This window comes from Mesorhizobium sp. P2_E10, assembly GCF_056404235.1.
On sequence record NZ_JBFUEK010000006.1, the window covers coordinates 323904 to 342236 of the forward strand.

Below are 18333 nucleotides of genomic sequence, written 5' to 3' on the forward strand. Positions count from 1 at the left end.
ATCCCGGCTCTTAAGTTACCACCGAAAGGCTCGCCGAGGTCGGCTGCAACAGGCCGGGGAACGGCCCGATCCTGGCCGGGCGGAGCCCGGACTGGAAGAGGTTGCTGTGGAGGTTGGCGACCCACTGCTTGCCTTCGGTCGTCAGCTCCAGATAGCGGATCGCGTCGCCGATATAGGGCTCGACCTTCAGCGTGAAGAAATCGGTGAAGATGGCGCCGAGATCGGCGGCGGTCTTGCAGCCGAGCTTTTCCACCATCCCGGTCTCAGAGAACTCGGCAAACAGCGCCGGCAGCTTGCGGTGGTAGAAGGGATCAGCGAGTTGGCCGATCAGATCCGCGGCCCTGACCAGCGCCGGCTCGGTGTTGGTGACCTGGTAGGCCGGATCGTTCGGCACCGGAAAGCGCGTCATCTCGATCGCCTCGACAATGCGCTCCTCGTTGATGAACTTCGAGGAAGCAAAACGTTGGCGCGCATAGATCTTGGCGCGCTCGATATGATAGGGCGCAAGCACCGCGTCGGAGGCGCCGCGCGGTGGCGTATAGCGGTCGCCGGCCTCGTTGATGACGAAGCTGTCGTCGGTGTCGCCATGGCACACGCCGTGCACCATGCCAATGTCGTGGACAAGCAGCGCGCAGGTATAATGCAGCCAGTCATCGGGGGTCAGCGATTCCGAAAGCAGCCGGCCGCGGATGATCTGCTGGCCAGCGAGCGTAACCATCAGCGTGTGCTCGATGTTGTGATAGAGGGCGTTCGAATTGCCGATGCGCTCCAAGACAAGGCGGGCCGCCCCGCCTATGTAGCTCGCATATTCCGGATTGCGATGCGAGAAATACTGGAGATAGAGTTCTGACAGATGGTCGCCGAGCCGGTCGGCCATGATGGAGATTGGATTGAGCATGACAATCGCTCCTGAGCGCGTTGAAGTACGACAAGTCGCGCGGCGGCGGCCATCCTAGCACGGTTCCGGCGTAGATATTATCTTAGGACCAAGGCCCCCAACGCAGCGGCGACTACCGAATGTTGCTGCGGTCGCACAATAGGGCACGGAAAGCCGGTCACAGAGACGGGCCTTGGAAACTCGGCGGAAACAGAGACGGGTTGCGCGGCTCAGCCCTACTTTGCGGAGACTGCTGCGGCTAACCCTTGGATAAGTCAACCGAATTTCGAGCCGGCCGATGGGCTGTTTCTGCAGTGACTGAGTGGTGAACCGAGCCGTCACGGGCGAATGCCGGCATCAGCAGCGCCTGGGCGCCAATCGCTTGGACGAACTTTCCATGCATCCGACTGTAAAGCCAGTCGCGTTGGTCGCCGACGCTATCAAGGACTGTTCGCGGCGCAATGATATTGTGCTCGACCTGTTTGGTGGGTCTGGCAGTACGTTGATTGCAGCGGAGAGCTGCGGACGACGGGCCAAGCTCATCGAATACGATCCCGCCTATTGCGACACCATTATTACGCGCTGGCAAACGTATACGGGAAGAGCGCCACGCTCGTCGCCACGAGCCAGTCATTCGAATCTGTTGCTGAGGAGCGGCGTGTCGCCTGCAACTCAGCCACCAAAAGGAAGCGCTAATGTCAGCGCAAGATGAAGATAGAAAGCAAAGGCGGCTCAGCGACGAGGCAGCCGCCAACATCCGAAGCGAAGTCGTTTCAGCCACCGGATACGGTCAGCCGCCTAGGCAAAACCGTTTCAAGAAGGGCCAGTCGGGCAATCCTCGCGGTCGTCCGCGGGGATCGCCAACAGACCTTTCCTTCTCTGATCAACCGGTTCTCGCGGCAACCCTACGCGCGGGCAGGAAGAAGATCAGAGTCCGAGAGGGAGAGCGGGTTAAGGAGGTGTCTGCCCCATGAAGCGCTGGTCGAAGCTCTCATAACATATGGTCTTAAAGGCAACGCGCGATTTGCAGGAGTTGGTCTTGACCTTATTCGGACAGCCGAACAGGCGCACGCTCGCGAAGTCACCGAAAAAATAGAGTTCTGGACTTCCTACAAAGAGACGTTTTCAGAGCAGATCGCGCACGCGCGCCGCAACGGCCTGCCCGAGCCGGCAATCAAGCATTCGGACAGTGCTATATTCCGACTGCAAATGCGCTTTGAGCGCATGACGAAGCGCGAACTCCTGAAACAGCTTCATGCCGATTGGCGCAAACTTGGAAAACCGAAACCGCGTGGCTTTGTCTCAGCCGACCTGACGATGGTGCTGCCAACGTTTGTCGCGCTGCAGGAGTTGGCGCTCAAAGTCGCATCGAGTGCGATCGATATCGCCGGCGCATCGTTGCAGGAGATTACTGACACTATCCAAAACCACGGGGCCGAGCGGGTGGCTCACTTTAGAGCGTTGATGGGTTCGATCTTGGCCGAGCGGAAAGGTATCTATTGTTGAGTGGTGCCGGTCAGCGCGGCCGAATTAGGTTCCCCGGCGCCTCGTAGGCGTCGGACTGAGCCCAAAGACCGGCCCTTTATCCTCCTTGGCCAGGACGATTTGGCTGCGAAGGGGCCGGTTTTCCGTTGCTACTGATTTCACTAGCGGAATCGACGCAGACGCGTCATTGTGCAATGAATATTGCGAAAGAGTGCAACATGAAGCCGACCACTGAAGCGCCGCGTGACTATGAAGAGCTGATCCGGCTCATCCACGATCGCTACGATGAAATGAGCAAATCCTACCAGAAGATCGCGCTCTATCTCACCCAGAATCCTAACGACGTCGCTGTCAGGTCGGTGAATGCGATTGGGGATAGCAGCGGAGTGCATGCCTCGAGCTTCGTGCGCTTTGCGCAGGCGCTCGGCTATGAAGGCTTCAAGGAGCTCCAGTCCCTTTTTCAGAAGCGTCTGTCGACCGCGGCGCCCGGCTTCGAGGCCCGCATCAAGGCGCTGGAAGGCGAATTGGGAGCGCGAACAGACCGAAGCGAAGTCGGATTCATGCGCGACCTCGTGGTCCGCGACATTGCCTCGCTGCAGGACATGCTGACGCAGATACCGCCCGAAGACCTGGCCAAGGCCGTAACCCTTCTCGAAAAAACCGATGCGATCTACCTCATCGGGCAATTGCGGTCGACGCCTGTGGTCGAACTTCTCCGCTATATCTTGACCATGCTTGGCAAACGTTGCGTGCTGCTTGACCCCGGCGGCGGACTTGCCACGCAAATGGCGCGCATGATCCGCAAGACCGATGTCTTGTTCGCCGTGTCCTTTCGCTTCTATGCCAATGAAGTGGTCAATGTCGTGGAAGAGGCCGCTCGCAGCGAAGTTCCGATCATCGCCATTTCCGACAGCACGCTGTCTCCGCTGGCCAAGAGCGCCAGTGTTCTCTTCGCCGTACCGGAGCATGAATATACATTTTCCCGTTCACTTGCCGCCCCGATGTGCCTGGCCCAGGCTCTGACGGTTGCACTCGCGGCGCGACTGCAGAACAACGCTGTCAGTCCGCGCATACCGACCGTCACCGGGCAATACGTTCGCGCGTAATCCCAAAGTAGGCCCCGAAGGCCACCGCTCGGTAGCTGCGACAGCAATTGGAACCCATTCTACGTCAATCGCCTCGCCGTTAGTTTCTGCAATCGCCTGTGACGATGACCTACCTCAATCTGGGCTTCCTAACGCCCCGATTCGTAGCGGATTTGGGCCATGTCGGCCTGGGCAGGCGTACCCAAAGTTTGAAGATCTACGAAATTCTCCGTACCAATTTGGAAAAGATCTCCCAAAAAAGTACGGGAACAATTTCGCTAAGTGCTTGAAATTGTTGGTGATCCCGACAGGAATCGAACCTGTGACCTACAGATTAGGAATCTGCCGCTCTATCCTACTGAGCTACGGGACCACGCGGCCCGACACATAGACGCTTCGGGCCGTTTCGCCAAGAGGCAGGTTGATGCCCGCCACACGGCTATTTCACACCATGGCGCGGTCTTGAATTCCAAGCCTGCCCGGTTGCAGCCAGCCCTAGATCCGATCGCACCAAGGGCCAAAAACTCCGGTGCCGCTTACGCGGCCCGGCGTCAATTTCGTCAGGCGGCCAGCGCCGTTTCCGCCAGCTTCACCCAATAGCTCATGCCGTGCGGGATCACCTCGTCGTTGAAGTCGTAGGCCGGGTGGTGGAGACCCGCGCTGTCGCCATTGCCGATGAAGATGAAGGCGCCGGGCCGCGCTTCCAGCATGTAGGAGAAGTCCTCGCCGCCCATTACCGGCTGGATGGCGCGGTGCACCTGGGCGTCGCCGGCGACGTTGGCGGCGATATCGCCGGCAAAGACCGTCTCTTCCGCGTGGTTGAAGGTCACGGGATAGTTGGCGTCGTAATCGACCTTGATCGTCACCCCGAAGGCCGTCGCCAGCCCGTCGCAGATGGTGCGGATGCGCTCCTCCGCCTTCCTGGCGATGTCCTTCTTCAGCGTGCGCACCGTGCCGGCGATCTCGGCGGTCTCGGGAATGACATTGTAGGCGTCGCCGGCGTGGAATTTGGTCACCGACACCACCACAGCCTCGACCGGATCGATGCTGCGCGAGGCAATGGTCTGCAAGGCGCCGACAAGCTGGCTGGTGATGACGATCGGATCGATCGTGCCATGCGGCATCGCGGCATGGCCGCCGCGGCCCTTGACGGTAATGGTGAACTCGGCGGTCGCCGCCATGATCGGGCCTGGCCGGATGGCGAACTCGCCGACCGCCAGGCCCGGCATGTTGTGCATGCCAAACACCCTGGAGATGCCGAAGCGCTCCATCATGCCGTCCTTGACCATTTCGTTGCCGCCGCCGCCGCCTTCCTCGGCCGGCTGGAAGATCACCGCCACGGAGCCGGCGAAATTGCGCGTCTCCGCCAGATATTTGGCGGCCCCCAGCAGCATGGCCGTGTGACCGTCATGGCCGCAGGCGTGCATCTTGCCGGGAACCGTCGAGGCGTAAGGTTTGCCGGTGATCTCGTTGATCGGCAGTGCGTCCATGTCGGCGCGCAGGCCAACGGTTGTGCCTTGCCCCTTGCGGCCGTGGATGACGCCGACGATGCCGGTCTTGCCGAGCCCCGTCACCACGTCATCGCAGCCGAATTCCTTCAGTTTCTCGGTGACGAAGGCGGCGGTCTTGAAGACGTCGAAATTCAGTTCTGGCGTCTGATGCAAATGGCGTCGCCAGCCGGCGACCTCATCCTGCATCTCGGCGGCGCGGTTCAGGATCGGCATAAAGGTTCCATCTCGCTGTTGGAGCAGACGGCTTCGGCCTGCTGCATTGCAATTGTGATTGTCAGGCACTTTGCCATGTTGACGTCACATAGGGTAAATAGCACCGCAAGCAATGTGGTTCGAGGATGAGGGTCGGACCGCATTGTGCTGGCCATTGCGTAATGAAACCTTACGGAGCCAGAAGCGACTACGGCAAGAGGCGATTTCGGATTCGATCATGCGGCACAGGCATTTCCTCACATTATTGCTGGCGGGCGCCGTGGCGCTGCCCGTGCTGGCCGGACCGGCTCTGGCCAATCCGTCGATCCTGTTCGACCTGAAAAGCGGCAAGATTCTTCAGCACCAGGATGCTTTCAGGCGCTGGTATCCGGCCTCCCTGACCAAGCTGATGACCGCCTATGTGGCATTCCGCGCCATCGCGGCCGGCGAGGTCCAGCTCGATTCGCCGATCAAGGTCACAAAACATTCCGCCGGCGAGCCACCGAGCAAGATGGGCTTCAAGCCGGGCTCGGTGATGCGGCTCGACAACGCGCTGAAGATGATGCTGGTCAAATCGGCCAATGACATCGCCATGGCTGTCGGCGAGAATATCGGCGGTTCGCAGGACGCGTTTGCCGTACGCATGAATGCCGAGGCGCAGCGGCTCGGCATGACCGGGACGCATTTCGTCAATCCGAACGGGCTCTATTCACCGGACCAGTATACGACGGCGCGCGATCTTGCCTTGCTGGTGATGGCGATCCGCAGCGAATTCCCGCAATACGCCCCCTGGTTCTCGATCGAGGGTCTTGCCGTCGGCAAGAAGACGCTGCCGAACTACAATCTCTTGATCGGCCGCTATCCGGGCGCCGATGGCATGAAGACGGGTTTCGTCTGCTCTTCGGGCTTCAACATGATCGGCTCGGCAACGCGCAACGGGCGCACGCTGGTTGCCGTGGTGCTTGGCGAAAAATCGGCGGTCAGCCGTGCGGAGACCGCCGCCAAACTGCTCGATCAGGGCTTTGCAACACCGGCACCGAATTGGGTCACGGTCGCAGCCCTGCCTTCCTATGGCGATGCCGTGTCGGCCAACGATCTGCATGACGAGATCTGCAAGAAGAAGGCTCCCCAAGAACAGTCCGAGGCCGCACCGCCGGTGGCCGAAAAAGACAAGGACGTGCCCAAATCGCCCTATCAGGAAAAGCTCGACCATGTGCCGACACTGGTTGCCGTCGGCCTCGGCGGCGCCACCGGGCCGGCGCCGAAGGCCATGCTCGACCAGGGTGGCCAGGAGTTTGCCGATGTGCCGCTGCCGACATGGCGGCCCGATGTGCCGCCGCCGATCGGCGGCGAGCCGACAGCGTCGGGTTCCGCCGCTGCAGCCCAGGGCGACCAGCCGGTCAAGGTCGCGAACTAGCCCGATGGGCAGCGGCTTTCCCATTCCCGTCTCGGTGCTCACCGGTTTCCTCGGCGCCGGCAAGACGACGCTGCTCAACCGGCTGCTCAAAGACCCCGCACTCACCGACACCGCGGTCATCATCAACGAATTCGGTGAGGTGGCGATCGACCATCTGCTGGTCGAGCAGGCCTCTGACGGCATCATCCAGCTGTCAGATGGCTGCCTGTGCTGCACGGTGCGCGGCGAACTGGTCGACACGCTGGCCGATCTCGTCGACCGGCTGCAGACCGGCCGCATTGCCCGGCTTGCCCGCGTCGTCGTCGAAACCACGGGGCTCGCCGATCCGGCGCCGGTGCTGCAGTCGATCATGGCCCATCCAGCCCTTGTCCAGGCTTTCCGGCTCGACGGTGTCATCACGCTGGTCGACGCCGTCAACGGCAACGCTACTCTCGATGCCCATGTCGAGGCGGTGAAGCAGGTGGCGGTGGCCGACCGCATCGTGTTGACCAAGGCCGATCTGGCCACCGACCCCGGCGATGTCGAGGCGTTGCGGACCCGGCTGCGGCAGATCAATCCGGGGGCAATGGTGCTCGATGCCGGCGACAGAATGACCGGCGTGGCGGCGCTGTTTGACTGCGGCCTCTACAATCCGGCCACCAAATCCGCCGATGTGCGGCGCTGGCTGGGCGAAGAAGCCGGCCATGACCATGGCGACCACCATCACCGCCACGGCGATCACGGCCATGACCACGACCACCATCGGCACGATTCGCGCGTGCGCTCCTATTCGCTCGTCCATGACAGACCGGTGCCGTTTTCGACGATCGAGATGTTCCTCGACCTGCTGCGCTCGGCGCATGGCGAACGCCTGCTGCGCATGAAAGGCGTCATCGAGCTCGCAGAAGACCCGTCGCGGCCGCTGGTCATTCATGGCGTGCAGAAAATCCTGCATCCGCCGGTGCAACTGGCGTCCTGGCCGGACGGCCAGCGTGGCACAAGGCTGGTGCTGATCACGCTCGACATGCCGGAAGACTATGTCCGCCGGCTGTTTGCCGCCTTCACCAACCGGCCGTCTATCGACACGCCGGACCGTGCGGCGCTGGAAAACAACCCGCTGGCCATCGCCGGGCGTTGATCCTTAAGCGCGCGGTTCGCCGCGCTCGACCAGAAAGCAGTGGCCGCCGGACATCGCCGCCGTTTCAATCAGCTGATGGCCGTCTTCCGAGCAGAAAGCCGGGATGTCGATGACGGCAAGCGGGTCGGTGGTCTCCAGCCAGAGCCGGCTGCCCGGTTTCATGGCAGCCAACCGTTTCTTGGCCTTGAGTACGGGCAGGGGACAGTTCAGACCCTTGAGATCATAAACGGCAGCGCGCTTGGGCAAGGCCGAAACCTCAGCCGCCGAACATGCCGAGAAGCTTCTTCTTCAATTTGCTCACCGTGCCTTCGTCGGCGCTCGCGGCCTGCGTTTCCGCCGGCTCGACGCCCGCGGTGGTGACCGGCTGCTGGGCAGCCTGCTTGGCGGTTTCCGCCTCGGCGAGCGCCTGGGCCTTGGCTGCGGCTTTTGCAGCCTTCGCTTCTTCTATGGCCGCAAGCCGTTGTTCCTCGGCCTTCTGCTTGGCGGCCTTTGCCGCGTCGAGCGCTGCCATCTTGCGGCCGGCCGGGGAATCGATGCGGCCCATGCGCGCCGTCTCCGTCACCGAGCCGTCCGAGTTGAGCGACGGCGGGTCGATCGGCACGCGTTCGCCGCGCGCCCGGCGCTTCGACCAGTCGGAAACGATGCTGGCTTCCTTGACGCCGGCGATGGTCGGCTTGGGTGCCGGCACCGAGGCCTTGACCGCGCCGCTGAAGGCTGCGTCGTAGGTGCTCTGGTAGGCATTGTAGGCGCTCTTCAGCGAATCCGGCTGGGTGGTGGCAGGACAGGCGCCGGTCGGATCGAAGGTGGTGCCTTCGGGCGCAACCTGGTTGAAGACATAGCGCTTCTCACAGACGTCGACCTTCGGCGGCACCTTGGTGATCTCGAAATTGTCGTAGCCGACCTTCAGCATTTTCCAGAAGTCGTAGTTCGGGTCGTTGCGATAGCGCGCCATGTTGGCGGCGGTCATGCGGAACGGAAAGGCCTGGATCTGGAACTCGGTCTGGCCGCCCTGGAAGGCGTCACGGCCGAAGGCGTAGATCTGCTCGATCTGCGGATCTGTCATCGAATAACAGCCAGACGACGAGCAGGCGCCGTGCACCATAAGATTGGCGCCGGTGCGGCCATTGGCACGGTCATAGGCATTGGGATAGCCGATGTTGAAGGACAGATGATAGTTCGAGCGCGGATTCATCTGCGACGGGCGAACCGTATAGAAGCCTTCCGGCGCCTGGCGATCGCCCTCAGTGTATTTCGGCCCGAGCTTGCCTGACCATTTGCAGATGTCGTAGCTGGCGACCATCTCGTAACGGCCGTTGGTCTTGGCCTTCCAGATTTCGAGCTTGCCCTCTTCCTTGAAGATGCGGGCCATCACCGACGAGGTGCGGACCATGCCCTTGGCCTGCATGTCGGCGAGGATCTTGTCCGGCAGCGGCTTGTTGGCTTCCGGAGCAAAGTCCTTCATCGACGAATCATTGCAGCCGGCGACGCCGAGGGCGGCGATCAGAAGTCCGGTGCGGGCAAGCTTGGCGAACATGGTTACGGCTATGACTTTTCTCTCGGGCCACGGGCTTCGGCACTGCCAGGCCCGTACGCTGAACATTGACGGACACTAAGCCCGTTAACCTTGAAAATTCCTTACCGCAAGTTTTCGGCAGCTTCCCTCACGGCAATTTCATTGAGCCGAATGCAGCGGCATTTTTGTGGCGAAATTGCTCCCGGCCGCCACATTGCGGTGGGGGAATGGGCTGAAACTAGAGGCTGCGGCCCATCGATAGGTATTTTTCGCGCCGATGTTCGCGGAAATCCGTGTTGGCGCCTGCAAAGTCCTTCATCGTCCTGGCGATGAGGTCGCCGGTGGCGGCGATCACCGTTTCAGCACCTCGATGGGCACCGCCGAGCGGTTCGGGAATGATGGCGTCAATGATCTTCAGCTCCAGGAGATCCTGGGCGGTGATCTTCATGTTGGTCGCCGCATCTTTCGAGCGGGTGGTGTCGCGCCACAGGATCGAGGCCGCACCTTCTGGCGAGATCACCGAATAGATGGCGTGTTCGAGCATGTAGACGCGGTTGGCGGTGGCAATGGCGATGGCGCCGCCGGAGCCGCCTTCGCCGATGACCACCGAGATCGACGGCACTTTCAGGCCGAGACAGGCCGAGGTCGAGCGGGCGATGGCTTCGGCCTGGCCGCGTTCCTCGGCGCCGACGCCGGGATAGGCGCCGGCAGTGTCGACCAGCGTCAGCAGCGGAATCTTGAAGCGGTCGGCGAGTTCCATCAGCCGCACCGCCTTGCGGTAGCCCTCCGGCCGCACCGAACCGAAATTATGCTTCAGCCGGCTGGTGGTGTCGGAACCCTTTTCCTGACCGATGATCGCCACCGGCTCGCCGCGGAAACGGGCAAAGCCGCCGACGATCGCCTGGTCCTCGCCGAAATTGCGGTCGCCGGCGAGCGGCGTGAAATCGTTGAACAGGCCCTTGATGTAGTCGACGCAATGCGGCCTGTCGGGATGGCGGGCGACTTGTACCTTCTGCCACGGCGTCAGCGCCTTGTAGGCCTCGCGCAGCGCGTCGCGCGAGCGCTTCTCGAGACGGCTGATCTCATCGCCGACATCGACGGCCTCGCCATTCTCGGCAAGCTTCTTCAGTTCGAGGATCTTGCCTTCGAGATCCTGCACCGGCTTTTCGAAATCGAGGTAATTGTACATTCTTGAGCGGACCGATACGTCGGAAGGCAATGACTGATGGAACCCTGAAATCATAGGCTCCGCGCGGGGGAACGTTGTCCTCACATAGCGATATGAGGCCTAGTCGGCAAGCGGATGATGATCGTTGACCAGCCGCACCAGCCGCTCTTCCAGCACGTGGGTGTAAATCTGCGTGGTCGAGATGTCGGCATGGCCGAGCAGTTGCTGCACGGCCCGGAGATCGGCGCCGTTCTGCAACAGATGGCTGGCAAAAGCATGGCGCAGCACGTGCGGCGATATTTTCGCCGTTGATATGCCGGCCCGGGCGGCGAGGCCTTTGAGGTCGCGGGCAAAGACCTGCCTGGAGAGATAGCCGCTGTCGGAAGCCGCCGGAAACAGGAACGGGCTGTCGGCAAAGGCCGGCACCTTGGCACGTACGGCCAGCCAAGCCCGCATCGCGATGCGCGCCTTGGCCGAGAGCGGCACCATGCGTTCCTTGTCGCCCTTGCCGCGCACCATGAAGAAGCGATCGTCGCGTTGCGCCACCGTCACCGGCAGGCCGACCAGTTCGGAAACCCGCAAGCCCGTGGCGTAGAGCACCTCGACCAGCGCATGCAAGCGAAGCGCCGCCAGGCTGTCACCATCGACCAGGGAGGCGGCCAGCGCTTCCTGCGCCGCCCTGTCGATCAGCCGGCCGGTATCGGCCTCGCTCATCGTCTTGGGCAGCGGCCGGCCTTTTCTAGGGCTGTCCAGGGTTCCAGTCGGGTCGTCGCCGCGCAGGCCTTCGGTATAGAGGAATTTGAAGAACTGGCGGATCGCCGAGAGTTTGCGCGCCTGCGACGTGGCGGCAAAGCCGCGCGCGGCGACGTCGTCGAGATAGCTACGGATATCGGCGGCGGCGGCACCGGCAAGTCCGCCGCTGATTTCAGCCGAGGCGTCTTCAAGGTCGCGGCGATAGGAGGACAGAGTGTTTTCGGCCGCCCCCCGCTCGGCGCTCATCATTTCGAGAAAGGCTTCGATGCGGGCGGCGCTGTTCATTGGCTTAATTTTTCTTGGGGTTCAGCTTTTCCAAGGGGATGCGCACGCTCATTTCCGCTTTCTTTGGCTCGACGAACATCACCAGCGCGAACATCGTGCCATAGGCAATGCCAGCCAGAATCGTGAGCGTCACGACAAAGCGGAACAGTGTCGGCATCAATTTTCGCCCGTCTTCTTGTTCTGCGTTTCCAAACCCAGTGCCCTTATGGGACGCCAATCCGGCCAATTCAAGGACGAAGCTCGCTCGCTGCCTGCTTGACGCAAACAGGCTTTTGATGTCGATACGCCGGCAAAGAGGGCCTAGAAACATCATGGTCTCATGAACGCGCTACCCGCAAATCCTCCCGGCGAGAGCCATGCCGCGCTGCTCGGCCAGTTGGGCAACCGTTCGATTGTCTTTGTCGGCCTGATGGGCGCCGGCAAGACGGCGATTGGCCGCAAGGTGGCAGCGATGCTGGCGCTGCCCTTTGTCGACAGCGACCAGGAGATCGAAAGCGTCTCGCGCATGACGGTTCCGGAACTGTTCGAGCGCTATGGCGAAACCGAGTTCCGGGCGCTGGAGCAGCGCGTCATCCTGCGCGTGCTGGAGAATGGGCCGCAAGTGCTGTCGACCGGCGGCGGCGCCTTCATGAATGCACAGACGCGGGAAGCGATCGCCAGCCATGGCGTTTCGGTGTGGCTGAAGGCCGAGATCGAGCTGTTGATGGACCGGGTGTCCAAGAAGCAGAACCGCCCGCTTTTGAAAAGTGCCGATCCCCGCGCCGTGCTCGAGCGGCTGATGGCCGAGCGCTATCCGGTCTATGCCGAGGCAAACGTCACCGTGCCGACCCGCGACGACCGCAAGGAGGTCATTGCGGCCGAGGTGGCGGACGCGCTTTGCCGGCATTTCGGCGTTGCCGAAATTGCCGCAACAGACGAGGTGCGGTCGTGAGCGTTGGTGAAACCGTCACCGTCGAGGTCGGGCTTGGAGACCGCGCTTACGACATATTGATCGGTCCCGGCCTGCTCTCGCGCGCTGGCGCCGAGATTGCGCGCCACCTGCCTGGCACAAGGGCGGCCGTGGTCACCGACAGCAACGTCGCTGCCGCGCATCTCGAGACACTCAAGGCCGGCCTCGAAAAAGGCGGCATCCAGCCTGCCGTGATCACGCTGCCGGCGGGGGAAAAGACCAAGAGCTTTGCTCATCTAGAAGAGGTGGTCGACGGTGTGCTGGCGGCGAAGCTGGAGCGCGGCGATGTCGTCATCGCGCTCGGCGGCGGTGTCATCGGTGATCTCACCGGCTTTGCCGCCGGCATCGTGCGCCGCGGCATGAATTTTGTGCAGATCCCGACCTCGCTTTTGGCGCAGGTCGATTCCTCGGTCGGCGGCAAGACCGGCATCAACAGTGCGCGCGGCAAGAACCTGGTTGGCGTCTTTCATCAGCCGAAACTGGTGCTGGCCGACACCGAGGTGCTCGACACGCTGCCGATCCGCGAATTTCGCGCCGGCTATGCCGAGTTGGCCAAATACGGGCTTATCGACCGGCCGCACTTTTTCGCATGGCTGGAACAGAACTGGAAACAGGTGTTTGCCGGCGGTCCGGAGCGGGCTGAAGCCATCGCCGAGGCCTGCCGCGCCAAGGCCGACGTCGTCGCCCGCGACGAGTTCGAGACCGGCGATCGTGCCCTGCTCAATCTCGGCCACACTTTCGGTCATGCGCTGGAAGCCGCCACACGCTATGACGGCGCCAGGCTCGTGCATGGCGAAGGTGTCGCCATCGGCATGGCGCTGGCGCATCGCTTTTCCTCCAGGCTCAATCTGGCGAGCCCCGACGATGCGGCGCGCGTCGAGGCGCATCTGCGCGCCGTCGGCCTGCCCTGGCGGATGGCCGACATCCCGGGCGAATTGCCGGATGCCGAGACGCTGCTGGCTTTCATAACCCAGGACAAGAAGGTGTCGCGTGGCGCACTGACCTTCATCCTGACGCGCGGCGTCGGCCAGGCCTTCATCGCCAAGGATGTGCCGGCGTCGGAAGTCTTGTCGTTCCTGAAAGAAAACCGTCCGGTCTCAAGGGAAACCCGGTAATGGACCAGGCCGGCTGGATCGCGCTTGCCGTTCTTGCTGGCCTTTTCCTGCTGGTCCTTCTCTTGCGGACGCGCCTGCTCGCGCTCTTCGGCTATGAATTGCTGCGCATCGAGCCGCAGCGTTCGAGCCATGACGAATTGCGCGGCGCCGTCGATGATTTTCGCCGCGACGGCCAAGTGGTGCGCGAGGATCGTGACCGCATCGGCGGCCTGTTCGACCTTGCCGAGCTCGAAGTCTCCGACATTATGGTCCACCGCACCAATATGCGCTCGGTCAATGCCGACAATGCGCCGGAAGCGGTGGTGCGCGAGATCCTGCAGAGCCCGCACACCCGCATGCCGCTGTGGAAGGGCTCGCTCGACAACATTGTCGGCGTGCTGCACGCCAAGGATCTGCTGCGGGCGCTGAACGATGTCGGCAACGACTTTTCCCGGATCGACGTGATGAAGATCGCGTCAAAACCGTGGTTCGTGCCCGACACCACGACGCTGCAGGAACAGCTCAACGCCTTTCTGCGCCGCAAGGCGCATTTTGCCATCGTCGTCGACGAGTATGGCGAGGTCGAAGGACTGGTGACGCTGGAGGACATCATCGAGGAGATCGTCGGCGAGATCGCCGACGAGCACGATGTCGAAATCCAGGGCGTCAAGCAGGAGGCCGACGGCTCTGTCGTCGTCGACGGCAACGTGCCGATCCGCGACCTCAACCGGGCGCTCGACTGGAACCTGCCGGACGAGGAAGCCACCACCATTGCCGGCCTCGTCATCCACGAGACGCAGTCGATCCCGGAGGAGAAGCAGGCCTTCACCTTCCATGGCAAACGCTTCACCGTCATGAAGCGCGACAAGAACCGCATTGCAAGGCTCAGGATCAGGCCAGCCGGCGACGCCTAGGTAAGGCGACGACCATCATAACACTTGGGATTGGCGCAGCCCAACTTCGTCATCCATGGGCGGAGCAGACGCGAAGCGGCGTCGCGAAGACCCGAGGATCCATGCCGTAACCCAGATCGAAGAGCGCGGCGGAGCAGAACTTCTGCACCGCAGCAGCGCTCTGACGTCGCGGCATGGATCCCGGGGTCTGCGCCGCGTCGCTTCGCTCCTTGCTACGCCCCAGGATGACGAAGCGATGGGCGTAGCCGCCAATCGCCAAGGTATGCGACCCGCAGATTTCTGCGCCGAGGACTAGGTTACCAATCATTCATTGGAACTTGACGGCGCCAGGGTGCATTTTGCGCTCGGGTGGCCAGGAGAGAATGATGATCGATCGGAGAACCTTGCTTGTGGCCTCGTTAGCGGCGCTGTTGCCGGCTGGTGGCGCAGCGGCCTGGGGTCGGCAACCGCCATCCCAGACCTTCGACTACGGGCCGGCCAAGCTCGATATCTATGCGCCCGATGGCGCGCGCGGTCTGCCGGTCGTCCTTTTCGTTCACGGCGGCGCCTGGGCGTTTGGCAGACGCAGCCAGGTGGGCGCCAAGCCGGCCTTCCTGCTGGCCAATGGCTTCTGCTTCGTCTCCATCGATTATCGCATGTTGCCCGAGGCCGATGTCGCCACACAGGCCAACGATGTCGAAAAGGCCTATGCCTATGTGCGCGCGAATATCGCCCAACATGGCGGCGACCCCGATCGCATTGTCGGCATGGGCCATTCGGCCGGCTGCCATCTGGTTGCATTGACCGGCATGCGCGGTGGGCTGCCAGGTATTGCTGCCCTGCTTCTCGACGATACCAGAGGCTATGATCTTGCGGCGCTTGCCAAAAACGGCGGTATGGTCCGGGCCTACGCCCGCGCTTTTTCCGATCCGGCACAGTGGCATGCGCTGTCGCCGGCCAGTTATGTCCAAGGCCGCAAGCATCCGCCGACCTTCATCGCCTATTCGCGCGCCTCGGACCGCGGCGAGCTTTCGAAGGCCTTTGCCGAGCGCCTGCGCGCCACCGGCACGAAGGTCACGCTGTTCGATGGCAGTGCCTATACGCATCTGTCGATCAATCGCGATTTCGGCGAGGATGGCGACGCTTTGACCGCCGCTGCGCTGGCGTTCCTGAAATCGACCGTGGGCTGATCCCAAGGCTTTCTAACGAGGCACAGACGTCAGCCGCACTGGATCAGACCAAAAGTGCTGGCGGGATATTGCCGCGCGCGCTGCGGCGGGTGCAATGCTCTCTTCGATCGTCAGACGGAGAGAATTGCATGAATGGCGCCGATGTCCTGTGTGACGTGCTTCTGGCGAATGATGTGACGGTCTGCTTCGCCAACCCCGGCACATCCGAGATGCATTTCGTTGCCGCGCTTGACCGCAAACCTGAGATGCGTTGCGTGCTGGGCCTGTTCGAGGGCGTGGTGACAGGTGCTGCCGATGGCTACGCGCGCATGACCGATCGGCCGGCCGCAACGCTGCTGCATACCGGGCCGGGCTTGGCCAACGGCCTGGCCAACATGCACAATGCCCGGCGAGCGCTCAGCCCGATGATCAATATTGTCGGTGACCACGCCTCCTACCATCTGCCGCTGGATGCGCCGCTCACCAGCGACATCGAGAGCCTTGCGGCGCCGATGTCGAACTGGGTCCGCCGGGTCGATGGCCCAGGCGATGTCGCGCCGGCGGCGGAAGCTGCCTTCCGTGCCTCGCTGACGCCGCCTAGCATCGCGACGATGATCCTGCCAGCGGATGCGGCCTGGGGCGAAGTTGGCGCGGTCTCAGTCGGCAAGGTGAAGCTGGCGCCGCCGCCCGCCGTCGACATGGACGCGGTGCGCAAGGTCGCCGCAGCCATCCGCACCGCACCGGGGCGTGCCGGCATCATTGTTCGTGGGCGGGCGGCGAGAGCCGATGCGCTTGCGATTGCCGGCCAGATCTCGGCAGCCAGAGACGTCCGTCTGTTCAGTGACGTCCTCGTGGCGCGAATGCAACGCGGCCGTGGGCGCGTCGCACCGACTCGCATCCCCTATCCGATCGACGCGGCAACGGCGCTGCTTGGCGACATCGACGTTCTGGTGCTGGTCGGAGGCAGGGAGCCGGTTGCCTTCTTCGCCTATCCGGGAAAACCGGGACGGTTGGTTCGGGAAGGCTGTCAGGTGCTTACGCTGGCCGCCCATGGCGACGATCTGCATGCGGCGCTGGAAGCGTTGCGCGACGAACTGGGCGTAAAGCCGTCGCAGCAACCGGTCCACGCCGCCGCCTTCCCCGACGAGCCCACGCCGCGCGGCAGGCTGACCGACGATGCCATCGGGCTCTCGGTGGCACGAAAGCTGCCGGCCGATGCCATCGTCTGCGACGAGGCGGTCACCTCGGCACGGCGCTTCTTCGCTTTGTCCGCCTTTGCCGCGCCGCACGACTACATGATGGGCACAGGCGGATCAATCGGCGGCGGCATTCCGATGGCAACCGGGGCGGCGATCGCCTGTCCCGACCGCAAGGTGATCAATCTGGAGGCCGATGGCAGCGGCATGTACACGGTGCAGGGGCTATGGACCCAGGCCCGGGAAAATCTCGACGTGGTGACGATCGTCTTTGCTAACAGGACCTATGCGATCCTGCATGGCGAGATGAAGAATGTCGGGGTCGAGGCGATCGGCGAGAATGCCAGGCGAATGCTGGATCTCGACCAGCCCGCGCTGGACTGGGTTTCGCTGGCGAAGGGCATGGGCGTCGAAGCAGCTCGCGCCGACACATGCGAGCGGTTCGATGCGCTGCTGGACAGCGCCTTGTCACGGCGCGGGCCGTTCCTCATCGAAGCGGTGATCTGAGGCGAAAGGCCAGGGGCTGATCCGGCCTACCAGCGGGTCTTTTCGCCTGGTGCAGCCGGTTCGATCGCCAGCGCATGCACGCCGGCCTTCAGTTCGTCGGCAAGCAGTTCGTTGACGGCGCGGTGGCGGTCGATGCGGCTCATGCCGGCAAAATTCGGCGAGACGATGCGGACGCGGAAATGCGTCTCGCCGGTGCCGTCATAGGCGCCGTGATGGTCGGAGCCGTAGTGATGATGGCCGGCATGGAGATGGCTTTCATTGACGATCACCAGCCGCTCCGGCGAAAACGCCTTGTTCAGCTTGTCTTCCATCGTTGCCTGTATGGACATCGCCGCTTCTCCTCACCACATCTAGGGTCGCCGCCACAAAATTCGCCATTCGCCGGTTTTATGCCGCGATTCAGCGGTTAGGGCGATCATCGCGAAAATGTCAATTCTTGTTTCGCAGTAGCGAACAGCCCATAAATGGGTGAGATGAAACCGTATCCCAAATATTTCGAGAAGATTCGTGTCCGCCCCGACAAGGATGCGGAACTCAAGTCGCGCTCGCCGATCTGCCAGTGGGATGGCTGCAAGGAGGCCGGCACCCATCGCGCGCCTGTGGGACGCATGAAGGAAGGCGAGTATTTTCAGTTCTGCTTCGATCATGTGCGCGAGTACAATAAGGGCTTCAACTACTTTTCCGGCGTGCCGGACACCGAGATCGCCCGCTTCCAGAAGGAAGCGATGACCGGCCACCGGCCGACCTGGAAGATGGGCGTCAACGGCGCCTCGACGCGTTCGTCGCCTGACATGGCCCAGATGCGGTCCGGCCGTGCCGGCTATTACAACCGCATGCGCGACCCGTTCGACCTGTTCAAGGGGCCGAAGGATCCGCGCGAGGCGCGCGCGCGCAAAGCCAAGCCGCTTGAGGCCAAGGCGCTGGAAACGCTTGGCCTTGATACAAAGGCGACTGGCAAGGAAATCAAGGCGCGCTATAAGGAACTGGTGAAACTCCACCATCCGGATGCGAATGGTGGCGACAGAGGTTCGGAAGACCGGTTCCGCGATGTGCTGCAGGCCTATCGCGTGCTCAAGCAGGCAGGTTTGTGCTGAGCGACCTTACGGTTCGTGTCGTTTTCCA

The 18333-nt window shown here is 62.5% G+C and carries 20 protein-coding genes and 1 tRNA gene; 12 read left to right on the plus strand and 9 right to left on the minus strand.

From position 1 onward, the window contains the following. Window positions 1-10: 10 nt before the first annotated feature. Complete coding sequence (locus tag AC1D0N_RS18770; RefSeq protein WP_477246452.1) at window positions 11-898, minus strand: metal-dependent phosphohydrolase; 888 nt, start codon at window positions 896-898, stop codon at window positions 11-13. A gap of 376 nt (window positions 899-1274) precedes the next feature. Here AC1D0N_RS18770 and AC1D0N_RS18775 point away from each other — a divergent pair, with 376 nt between their 5' ends. The 4 genes from AC1D0N_RS18775 to AC1D0N_RS18790 all read left to right on the plus strand — a co-directional run bounded on the left by AC1D0N_RS18775 (window position 1275) and on the right by AC1D0N_RS18790 (window position 3468). Further along, the gene (locus AC1D0N_RS18775) at window positions 1275-1589 is read left to right on the plus strand and encodes a DNA methyltransferase (RefSeq protein ID WP_477246627.1); all 315 of its coding nucleotides are present in this window, start codon (window positions 1275-1277) and stop codon (window positions 1587-1589) included. Next, window positions 1573-1851, plus strand: a complete 279-nt coding sequence (locus AC1D0N_RS18780; protein WP_477246454.1) for a DUF5681 domain-containing protein — start codon at window positions 1573-1575, stop codon at window positions 1849-1851. Before AC1D0N_RS18775 ends, AC1D0N_RS18780 begins: the two co-directional genes overlap by 17 nt. Window positions 1852-2101: 250 nt before the next feature. Beyond that, on the plus strand, window positions 2102-2383 hold the full coding sequence (locus AC1D0N_RS18785) for a hypothetical protein (protein WP_477246455.1): 282 nt from the start codon (window positions 2102-2104) through the stop codon (window positions 2381-2383). A gap of 197 nt (window positions 2384-2580) precedes the next feature. Next, on the plus strand, window positions 2581-3468 hold the full coding sequence (locus AC1D0N_RS18790) for a MurR/RpiR family transcriptional regulator (protein ID WP_477246457.1): 888 nt from the start codon (window positions 2581-2583) through the stop codon (window positions 3466-3468). A 275-nt stretch (window positions 3469-3743) separates the two neighbouring features. Here AC1D0N_RS18790 and AC1D0N_RS18795 read toward each other — a convergent pair. Next, window positions 3744-3820, minus strand: a tRNA-Arg gene (locus AC1D0N_RS18795). 187 nt (window positions 3821-4007) lie between these two features. Beyond that, the gene (locus AC1D0N_RS18800; protein ID WP_477246458.1) at window positions 4008-5171 is read right to left on the minus strand and encodes a M20 aminoacylase family protein; all 1164 of its coding nucleotides are present in this window, start codon (window positions 5169-5171) and stop codon (window positions 4008-4010) included. Between the two features lie 217 nt (window positions 5172-5388). Between AC1D0N_RS18800 and AC1D0N_RS18805 the strand changes: the two genes are divergently transcribed. Further along, on the plus strand, window positions 5389-6567 hold the full coding sequence (locus tag AC1D0N_RS18805) for a D-alanyl-D-alanine carboxypeptidase family protein (protein WP_477246460.1): 1179 nt from the start codon (window positions 5389-5391) through the stop codon (window positions 6565-6567). A gap of 4 nt (window positions 6568-6571) precedes the next feature. Continuing rightward, window positions 6572-7684 (plus strand): CobW family GTP-binding protein, encoded by a 1113-nt coding sequence (locus tag AC1D0N_RS18810; protein ID WP_477246462.1) that lies wholly within the window; start codon window positions 6572-6574, stop codon window positions 7682-7684. Between the two features lie 3 nt (window positions 7685-7687). Here AC1D0N_RS18810 and AC1D0N_RS18815 read toward each other — a convergent pair whose 3' ends face one another. The 5 genes from AC1D0N_RS18815 to AC1D0N_RS18835 all read right to left on the minus strand — a co-directional run bounded on the left by AC1D0N_RS18815 (window position 7688) and on the right by AC1D0N_RS18835 (window position 11560). After that, on the minus strand, window positions 7688-7930 hold the full coding sequence (locus AC1D0N_RS18815; protein ID WP_477246464.1) for a sulfurtransferase TusA family protein: 243 nt from the start codon (window positions 7928-7930) through the stop codon (window positions 7688-7690). Window positions 7931-7940: 10 nt separating this feature from the next. Continuing rightward, entirely contained in the window at window positions 7941-9218 is a 1278-nt protein-coding gene (locus AC1D0N_RS18820; protein WP_477246466.1) for a L,D-transpeptidase family protein, read from the minus strand. Between the two features lie 217 nt (window positions 9219-9435). Beyond that, entirely contained in the window at window positions 9436-10386 is a 951-nt protein-coding gene (locus AC1D0N_RS18825) for an acetyl-CoA carboxylase carboxyltransferase subunit alpha (protein ID WP_477246467.1), read from the minus strand. A 99-nt stretch (window positions 10387-10485) separates the two neighbouring features. Next, window positions 10486-11403 (minus strand): site-specific tyrosine recombinase XerD, encoded by a 918-nt coding sequence (locus AC1D0N_RS18830; protein ID WP_477246469.1) that lies wholly within the window; start codon window positions 11401-11403, stop codon window positions 10486-10488. 4 nt (window positions 11404-11407) lie between these two features. Then, window positions 11408-11560: a histidine kinase gene (locus tag AC1D0N_RS18835; RefSeq protein WP_477246470.1), complete on the minus strand. Its 153-nt coding sequence runs from the start codon at window positions 11558-11560 to the stop codon at window positions 11408-11410. A gap of 162 nt (window positions 11561-11722) precedes the next feature. On the opposite strand from AC1D0N_RS18835, the gene AC1D0N_RS18840 reads away from it, so the two are divergent. The 5 genes from AC1D0N_RS18840 to AC1D0N_RS18860 all read left to right on the plus strand — a co-directional run bounded on the left by AC1D0N_RS18840 (window position 11723) and on the right by AC1D0N_RS18860 (window position 17211). Then, a complete protein-coding gene (locus AC1D0N_RS18840) occupies window positions 11723-12334 on the plus strand; it encodes a shikimate kinase (protein WP_477246472.1) in 612 nt (203 codons plus the stop codon). Further along, a complete protein-coding gene (gene aroB, locus AC1D0N_RS18845; protein ID WP_477246474.1) occupies window positions 12331-13467 on the plus strand; it encodes a 3-dehydroquinate synthase in 1137 nt (378 codons plus the stop codon). Before AC1D0N_RS18840 ends, aroB begins: the two co-directional genes overlap by 4 nt. Then, entirely contained in the window at window positions 13467-14360 is an 894-nt protein-coding gene (locus tag AC1D0N_RS18850; protein ID WP_477246476.1) for an HlyC/CorC family transporter, read from the plus strand. The genes aroB and AC1D0N_RS18850 overlap by 1 nt, the downstream gene beginning before the upstream one ends. A gap of 365 nt (window positions 14361-14725) precedes the next feature. Continuing rightward, window positions 14726-15529, plus strand: a complete 804-nt coding sequence (locus AC1D0N_RS18855) for an alpha/beta hydrolase (RefSeq protein WP_477246478.1) — start codon at window positions 14726-14728, stop codon at window positions 15527-15529. Between the two features lie 128 nt (window positions 15530-15657). Further along, window positions 15658-17211, plus strand: coding sequence for an acetolactate synthase large subunit (locus tag AC1D0N_RS18860; protein WP_477246479.1), 1554 nt, complete (start codon window positions 15658-15660; stop codon window positions 17209-17211). 26 nt (window positions 17212-17237) lie between these two features. On the opposite strand, the gene AC1D0N_RS18865 is transcribed toward AC1D0N_RS18860, so the two are convergent. Further along, window positions 17238-17540: a BolA family protein gene (locus AC1D0N_RS18865; protein ID WP_477246481.1), complete on the minus strand. Its 303-nt coding sequence runs from the start codon at window positions 17538-17540 to the stop codon at window positions 17238-17240. Window positions 17541-17675: 135 nt separating this feature from the next. Between AC1D0N_RS18865 and AC1D0N_RS18870 the strand changes: the two genes are divergently transcribed. Further along, window positions 17676-18305 (plus strand): J domain-containing protein, encoded by a 630-nt coding sequence (locus AC1D0N_RS18870; RefSeq protein WP_477246483.1) that lies wholly within the window; start codon window positions 17676-17678, stop codon window positions 18303-18305. Window positions 18306-18333: the final 28 nt, after the last annotated feature.